The 6713-nt window shown below is 44.1% G+C and carries 6 protein-coding genes and 2 pseudogenes; all 8 read right to left on the minus strand.

Annotated features, from left to right (window positions below; all coding sequences use genetic code 11):
* Positions 1–208 (minus strand): annotated as a pseudogene (locus V7Z60_RS08085) (RNA-guided endonuclease TnpB family protein); the annotation flags it as partial.
* Positions 200–328, minus strand: a pseudogene (locus V7Z60_RS08090) (transposase); the annotation flags it as partial. The pseudogenes V7Z60_RS08090 and V7Z60_RS08085, both read right to left, overlap by 9 nt.
* 113 nt (positions 329–441) lie before the next feature.
* On the minus strand, positions 442–1032 hold the full coding sequence (gene coaE, locus V7Z60_RS08095) for a dephospho-CoA kinase (protein WP_334117325.1): 591 nt from the start codon (positions 1030–1032) through the stop codon (positions 442–444).
* Positions 1029–1859 (minus strand): DNA-formamidopyrimidine glycosylase, encoded by an 831-nt coding sequence (gene mutM / locus V7Z60_RS08100; RefSeq protein ID WP_334117326.1) that lies wholly within the window; start codon positions 1857–1859, stop codon positions 1029–1031. Before mutM ends, coaE begins: the two co-directional genes overlap by 4 nt.
* 11 nt (positions 1860–1870) lie before the next feature.
* Positions 1871–4519 carry a DNA polymerase I gene (gene polA, locus V7Z60_RS08105; protein WP_334117327.1) on the minus strand — a complete coding sequence of 883 codons (2649 nt, stop codon included), beginning with the start codon at positions 4517–4519 and terminating at the stop codon, positions 1871–1873.
* An 83-nt stretch (positions 4520–4602) separates the two neighbouring features.
* Positions 4603–5478, minus strand: a complete 876-nt coding sequence (locus V7Z60_RS08110) for a polysaccharide deacetylase family protein (protein ID WP_334117328.1) — start codon at positions 5476–5478, stop codon at positions 4603–4605.
* 58 nt (positions 5479–5536) lie between these two features.
* Positions 5537–6244 carry a Bax inhibitor-1/YccA family protein gene (locus V7Z60_RS08115; protein ID WP_334117329.1) on the minus strand — a complete coding sequence of 236 codons (708 nt, stop codon included), beginning with the start codon at positions 6242–6244 and terminating at the stop codon, positions 5537–5539.
* The coding region (locus V7Z60_RS08120; RefSeq protein ID WP_334117330.1) for a MaoC/PaaZ C-terminal domain-containing protein at positions 6237–6713 on the minus strand (477 nt) is incomplete at its 5' end. The genes V7Z60_RS08115 and V7Z60_RS08120, both read right to left, overlap by 8 nt.

A 6713-nucleotide genomic window follows, 5' to 3' on the forward strand; every position in this document is an offset into this window, starting at 1 on the left:
GTCAGCTTATGAAGGCAGTCTCTGCGCTTATTGGCAATCCGTTTCTGGCAGCGGGCTTTATTGACCCTTGCACGCTGCCAGTTGGAATAATCATCAAGCTCTTCCAGATGATCGAAGCGGTTATGATTCCACTTCCACACCTGGCATTAAGCCAGGTAACGACGTCTGGAATACTTAGTTAACATTGAACGGCCTGCTTCTCCAGCCAACGCATAATATTCGTTACCGGCAATTCAGGCAGTGCGCTCACCAATAAGTGAATGCGGTCATCCTTTCCAATCTCCATGTGAGCAATCGTAAAGCCGTATTTTGAAGCGATTTCATATAAGTCTTATATCTTTTATATCAACTATTATAACGCATATTTTTGCATCCATGTTCCCAAAGGGCAAAAAAGGCAATTCATCACGTCCTTAAAAGAACGTGTTTCCCTGCACGCTTTTAAAAATTTATCGTCTCTAGCCATTCTATCACTTGTTTGCGGGTCTGTTCAACCGTTCCGGAACTATCGATCACAACATCCGCAAATCCGTTTCTTTCCTGTGAGCTCAACTGGCTCTCGATTCTTCTTTCTGCCTCGTCTTCGGAAAGTTTGTCCCGTTCAATCAAACGTTCCAGCTGAATTTCCTTTGGAACGTCAACTGTCATTATAAAATCGCAAATTCTGTCATAATGCTGCTCAATCAATAACGGGGCATCCAAAACAACGAGATCAGCGTACCTTTCCCGATCCAGCCTTCGAAAAACTTCCTCCCTGATCAAAGGTTCCATAACCGAATTCAACAATGACAGTTTCTCTTTATTTGAAAAGGCGATTTGTCCAAGAACCTTTCGATTAAGCGTCCCGTCATTCCTTAAAATTTTGTCCCCGAATATTTTCGTTAACTTTTCAAGTCCGCTTGAGCCTTTTTCAACCACGTTTCTTGAACATTCATCAGCATCGATTACAGGAATCCCCAACTTTTTCAAATAGCTGCTGATTGTCGATTTTCCACAGGCGATTCCTCCCGTCAGGCCCAGTACTATGCTCATTTTTTCAGTACCTGACATTTCGGGCAATAATGCGTACCGCGCTGTCCGACGACGATTTTTTCAATCGGAGTACCGCACCGTCCACACTTTTCACCGGTTTTGCCGTAGACTTGCAAGAAGAACTGAAACGATCCTTCCTCAAGAAAGGCATTGGCATAGCTTCTGATCGTCGTCCCCCCTGCTTCGCTTGCTCTTTCAAGCTCGGCAATGATTGAATTTCTCAAGCAGTCTGCCTGCTTTCGGCTGAGCTCGTTGCAAGGGGTCAGAGGATGGATCTTTGACATGTAGAGCACCTCATCAGCATAAATGTTCCCGACCCCTGCAACAAGCGTCTGGTCGAGTAGAGCCGTCTTGATTGGTTTTTTCTTTTTTTGAAGACGTTCATAGAATTTTCGAGAATCAAAGTCTTTCTCAGTCGGTTCGGGGCCAAGCTTGGAAATCCCGGAAAGAGTGGTTTCGTCTCCGGTCTTGAACAGTTCCATCCGCCCGAATTTACGGACGTCGTTATAATGTAGTTCGCTTCCGTCCGTGAAATAAAAGATTACATGCGTGTGCTTTTCAACCGGTTCTCCTTTTTGCCTGACGAAGTATTTTCCCTCCATTCTCAAGTGAGAAACCATCGTCAATTCGCCTGAAAAGCGAAACAGCAGGTATTTCCCGCGTCGATCGACATCAAGCAGTTTCTTACCGCTGAGCTTTCTGCAAAATTCAGACTTGGAACCCACGACTATCTTGTCATATAAAACCTTGACGTCTTTAATCGTCTTACCCTTGATCAGCCTGTCAAGGCCGCGTCTGACCGTTTCAACCTCTGGTAATTCAGGCATATTCCACTACCTCATTTCGTATCAAACCATGTTCTGCCATGTCCGCTTTCAACTTTAAGCGGAACGTCCAGCTTAACTGCAGAATCCATCACACTCGGAACAAGTTTTTCAAGCACGGGGATTTCTTCTTCAGGCGCCTCGAAAATCAGTTCATCGTGCACCTGCAAAAGCATTCTGGCTTTAAGTTCTTCTTTTTCAAGCGTTTCCTGCATCTTGATCATCGCAACCTTGATGATATCGGCAGCACTTCCCTGAATCGGGGTATTCATAGCCGTCCTTTCAGCAAACGAACGCTGATTGAAATTTTTAGAGCGAATCCCTTCAAGATAGCGTCGGCGTTTGAAAAGCGTTTCGACGTACCCCTGATTTCTTGCAAGTTCCACAATCTCAGTCATATATCTTTTAACGCCGGGAAAAGATTCAAAATATGTTTCCATAAACGTTTTGGCCTGATTTCTGCTGCATCCGATGCTTTGTGCAAGACCAAAGTCACTGATTCCGTAGACGATTCCAAAATTGACGGCTTTAGCCTGACGGCGCATATTCGGCGTTACTTCGTCCGGGCTGCTCAATCCAAAGATTTTCATCGCCGTATTGGCATGAATATCGAGATCGTCCTTAAACGCCTTTTGCATGTTCTCGTCTTTTGAAATATGTGCCAGGACCCTCAACTCAATTTGTGAATAATCTGATGAGAAGATTTCCCATCCCTGGTGACTCGGAATGAAAGCCTGCCTGATTTTTCTTCCTTCTTCCAGGCGGACGGGGATGTTTTGAAGATTGGGTTCAACCGAAGATAACCTCCCTGTTGTCGTCAACGTTTGCGTGTAGCGCGTGTGCACCTTCTCATCCTGATCCATCACTTTGAGCAGTCCGTCAATATAAGTCGACTTAAGCTTGGCAAACTGACGATACAAAAGCACGTTGTCAACGATATCGTTCCCTCTGAGCTTTTCCAGGACACCGACTGCCGTCGAGTAGCCGGTCTTTGTCTTCTTGGCACCCGGCAGCCCTAACTTTTCAAACAAAATCGTTCCCAATTGCTTGGGTGAATTGATGTTGAATGTTTCTCCCGCTTCTTGATAGATCAATGATTCAAGATCGTTTATCTTTTCCTTGAAACGACTTCCCATCGTCTCAAGCACATCTCTGTCTGCCTTGATTCCGGCAATTTCCATTTTGGCAAGCACGATTGAAAGCGGGCGTTCGATTTCAAAATATAAATGATCTTGAGAATTGTCCCTTAGTTTCTGCATCAGTTTTTGTTTCAAGAAAGCAATCGCAAAAACCTTGCTTCTCAAATGCGCAAAAAATGATTCATCAGAGCACATTCCCCTTTTGGCGCCCTTTCCGTAAACTTCATCATCGCTTTTTACGCCAAAATATCCCTGTTTTTGACAAAGTTGTCCCAGATCATTGCTGTTGTCGGTATTGTTTAGAAGATAAGATACCAGCAACAGGTCAAAATCGATTGACCTTACCTCAATTCCCAAGCGCTTGAGCGAAACATAGTTCTTCTTTCCGTCAAAAACGTCAAGAGTCTTGTCTTTATTTTCAAGAAATCCTCTTAAAGGTTCTCTTTTTAACAGGGAAACGTCTTTTGAAACATAGCACCGATCATCAGCCAGAATGGCAAATCCCCAGAAGGGAGACGTATGATAGTTTTCATCGGCAAGTTCAAGATAAAAGCTTGCATTTTCAGAGTTCAGCTGCTGCTGATCAATGTTTTCCAAATTCAGTTCAACTATCTCAGGAAGCTCTTCCTCATTTGGATTTTCTTCAGCATTCAGTTCGCTCAAAAATTTATGAAAATCCATGCTCTGATAGAACTCTCGCAATTTTTCAATGTTCCTTCCCGCAAAGTCGATGTCGGCCAACCCGATTTCAAGCGGCGCGTCACGCCTGATTGTTGCCAGATTCTTGCACGTCAACGCAATCTCCTTGTCTTCAATCAGATGTTCCTTCATCTTTGACTTTTTAAACTCATCAATGTGTTCATAAAGATTTTCAATCGTTCCATACTGGCTCAAGAGCTTTAGTGCCGTCTTTTCGCCAATTTTGGACACTCCCGGATAATTATCCGAAGAATCGCCGGCAAGTCCCTTGAGATCGGTAATTTGAGAAGGAGAGATGCCGAGCTTTTCATTCAGATGATCCGGCGTATAGTATTCTATTTCCGTCACGCCTTTAACCGTCAGGGCAACCGTCGTCTGTTTCGTAACAAGCTGTGTCAGATCCCGGTCTCCGGTTACGATTGTTGTTTCATAATCGTCTTTTTCAGCTTCCTTTGACATTGTTCCGATTATGTCATCTGCTTCGTAATTGCTCAATTCATAATGTCTGATTCCGTAGCAGTCGAGAAGCTTCTTGACATACGGAAACTGTTCCGACAATTCTTCCGGCGTCTTTTTTCTGCCTGCCTTGTAGTCACTGTATTTTTCAGTCCGAAAAGTCTTCTTGCCGGCATCAAATGCAACCAGGATCTTATCAGGATTTACGTCATCCAGAATTTTGTCGAGCATTCTTTTAAATGAAAAAACCGCGCTCGTATGAAGACCGTCATGGTTAACGAAACGCTCCGTTTGCATAAACAATGCATAGAAACCCCTGAACGTAATACTGTTGCCGTCAATCAGGAGTAGCTTTTGTTTTTCCGTCATTGTCTGCACCCTTTCAATTTAGATTCCAATTCAGATTATAGCAAAAAAACGCGGTCAACTCCAAAAAGAGCGACCGCATGCTTTCAGTATCCCGTCGACAGCAATTGAATGAAGCCGCTATCGCTGATGTCTGGAACGATTCTGACTCTTTTCAAACCATACATTCCCTCATTGACATTTGCAAGTCCCGGCTGCGTCGTCGTTGCCAGGGAATATCCCGCCTTTTGAGCAGCAATTGCCGTTTGGTTATTGCATCTCCCAACCGGATAGCACAGATACTCCGTCTTTCGATTGAGCTTTTGATCAAGCCAGACTTTTGAATCATTCATTTCCTGAAACTGCTGATCGTAAGACATCCGGTTAAGTTCCAGATGATGAACCGTGTGAGACCCAAAGGATACGAGTCCGGTCCGCTTCATTTCCTCAATCTGATCAAGATTTACGTAATACGGATCCTTGCAGTTGATTTTTGACGTAATCAGGTTGATCGTTGCCTTGATGCCTGTCTTTTTAATTGCCTTGAATGCAGAAGCGTAATTGTCACGATAGCCGTCATCCAGGGTTACCCAGACGATCCTTTCGGCAGGCTTTTCATTTTTGGTCAAAATGCGCTCCGCTTCCTGAGGGTCCAAAGCATAGTAACCGTTTCTTTTAAGCAGTTCCAGTTGATGTTCGAACTGCTCTTTTGGCACGCATAAACGGTTCCCTGGATTATTTGAAATGCTGTGATACATCAAAATCGGAAAGCTGATCGGGGTGCTGCATTTGATCCACTTGATCTTTTGTTTGATTTTCCTTTTGACAAAATGTTTTCCGGAACCTTTTCCGCCAACATGCCTGCTTTTTTTAGAAACCTGCTCCAGACTGCCCTTTTTTCCAAAGTGTTGTTTCGAAGCGGAACAGGCTCCCATTAAAAAGAACAGACAACTGACTAAAACAACCATTGTCAGTCTCTTCATCAGTGTTCCCCCCCTCACCATATAAAAAATTCCCGCTGTTACGGGAATTTTTTGCTCTTTAATTGTTGTCGCTTGAACCGATGCCGAAAATCTGCAGCAGATACAGGAAAATATTGAGAAAATCAAGGTAAAGGTTCAAGGCACCGACCGCAGCCAGTGAATCAGTATTGACCTGCGACCCTAATTTATAGTACATCATCTTGTAAGTCTGCGAATCATAGGCCGTCAGAGCTGAGAAAATGACGATCCCGATAAACGAGAAGACGTACTGAATCATCGTGCTGTGCAGGAACAAATTAATGATGCTGACGATGATCAGCGCAATCAGGGCAGCCAATGCCTGCCGTCCGATTCCGGAAAGATCTTTCCTCGTGCTTGTGCCCATAACGGCCAGAACAACAAACAGGACCGCTGCAGCAACAAACGCACGTGTAATGTCCATTGCCGTGTATTTATAAAGCAGACCGCTTAAAAACAGGCCTTCAATCATTGAATAGAAAATCAATGAAAACAAAGCCCTGCCAGACGTACGAATGGCTTTGAGCGAAGACATTCTGAAAACAAGCACCAACTGCACGATAAACAGAATGCTCATCACGAGCCCGTTGGACACTAGACGAACAACGGACGGAACGTTGGCGGCCATGAATGCCGTTACCGCCGAAACACCTACGGCAGCAGCCATATACCCATACATTTTCATAAAGAAACCATTCGCATTTTTGACTAAGTTTTGTCCTTCATATAAATTAGGATCGTTATTCATTTCTTTCACCCTCGTTTTCCAAGTTATTTTCAAGTTGCTGATGACTGAGACGACGCGGAGGACGAACCATGATCACTGAATCAAGAATCCTATTCCCGTTTTCGTTTGTTCCTTCAACCGAAATCATGATTACCTCCTTCATCAAATCGACTTTGATGACTTCAAAAGTAAACGTAATCGTTTCTTCATGGTAAACCGGTTCAATGAAGTTTGTTGCTACATTCACAATTTCACTCCCGGGACCGGGAAGAAGTTTTGAAATTGAACTGGTCAGAATTCCTGACAGCATGACCGGAGGAACAACGGGGGCCTTGTATCCCATCGACTGCGCAAATGCGGTTTGAACGTATAACGGATTGGAATCGTTGGTAAGTCCGAGATAAATCAGCAATTCACGCTCTGAAATGCACTCCGTGACGGTTAGAGAATCCCCTTCTTTAATTTCATCGATTGATTTTCCACGCCTATG

Source organism: Ligilactobacillus sp., from assembly GCF_036846325.1.
Taxonomy (GTDB): domain Bacteria; phylum Bacillota; class Bacilli; order Lactobacillales; family Lactobacillaceae; genus Ligilactobacillus.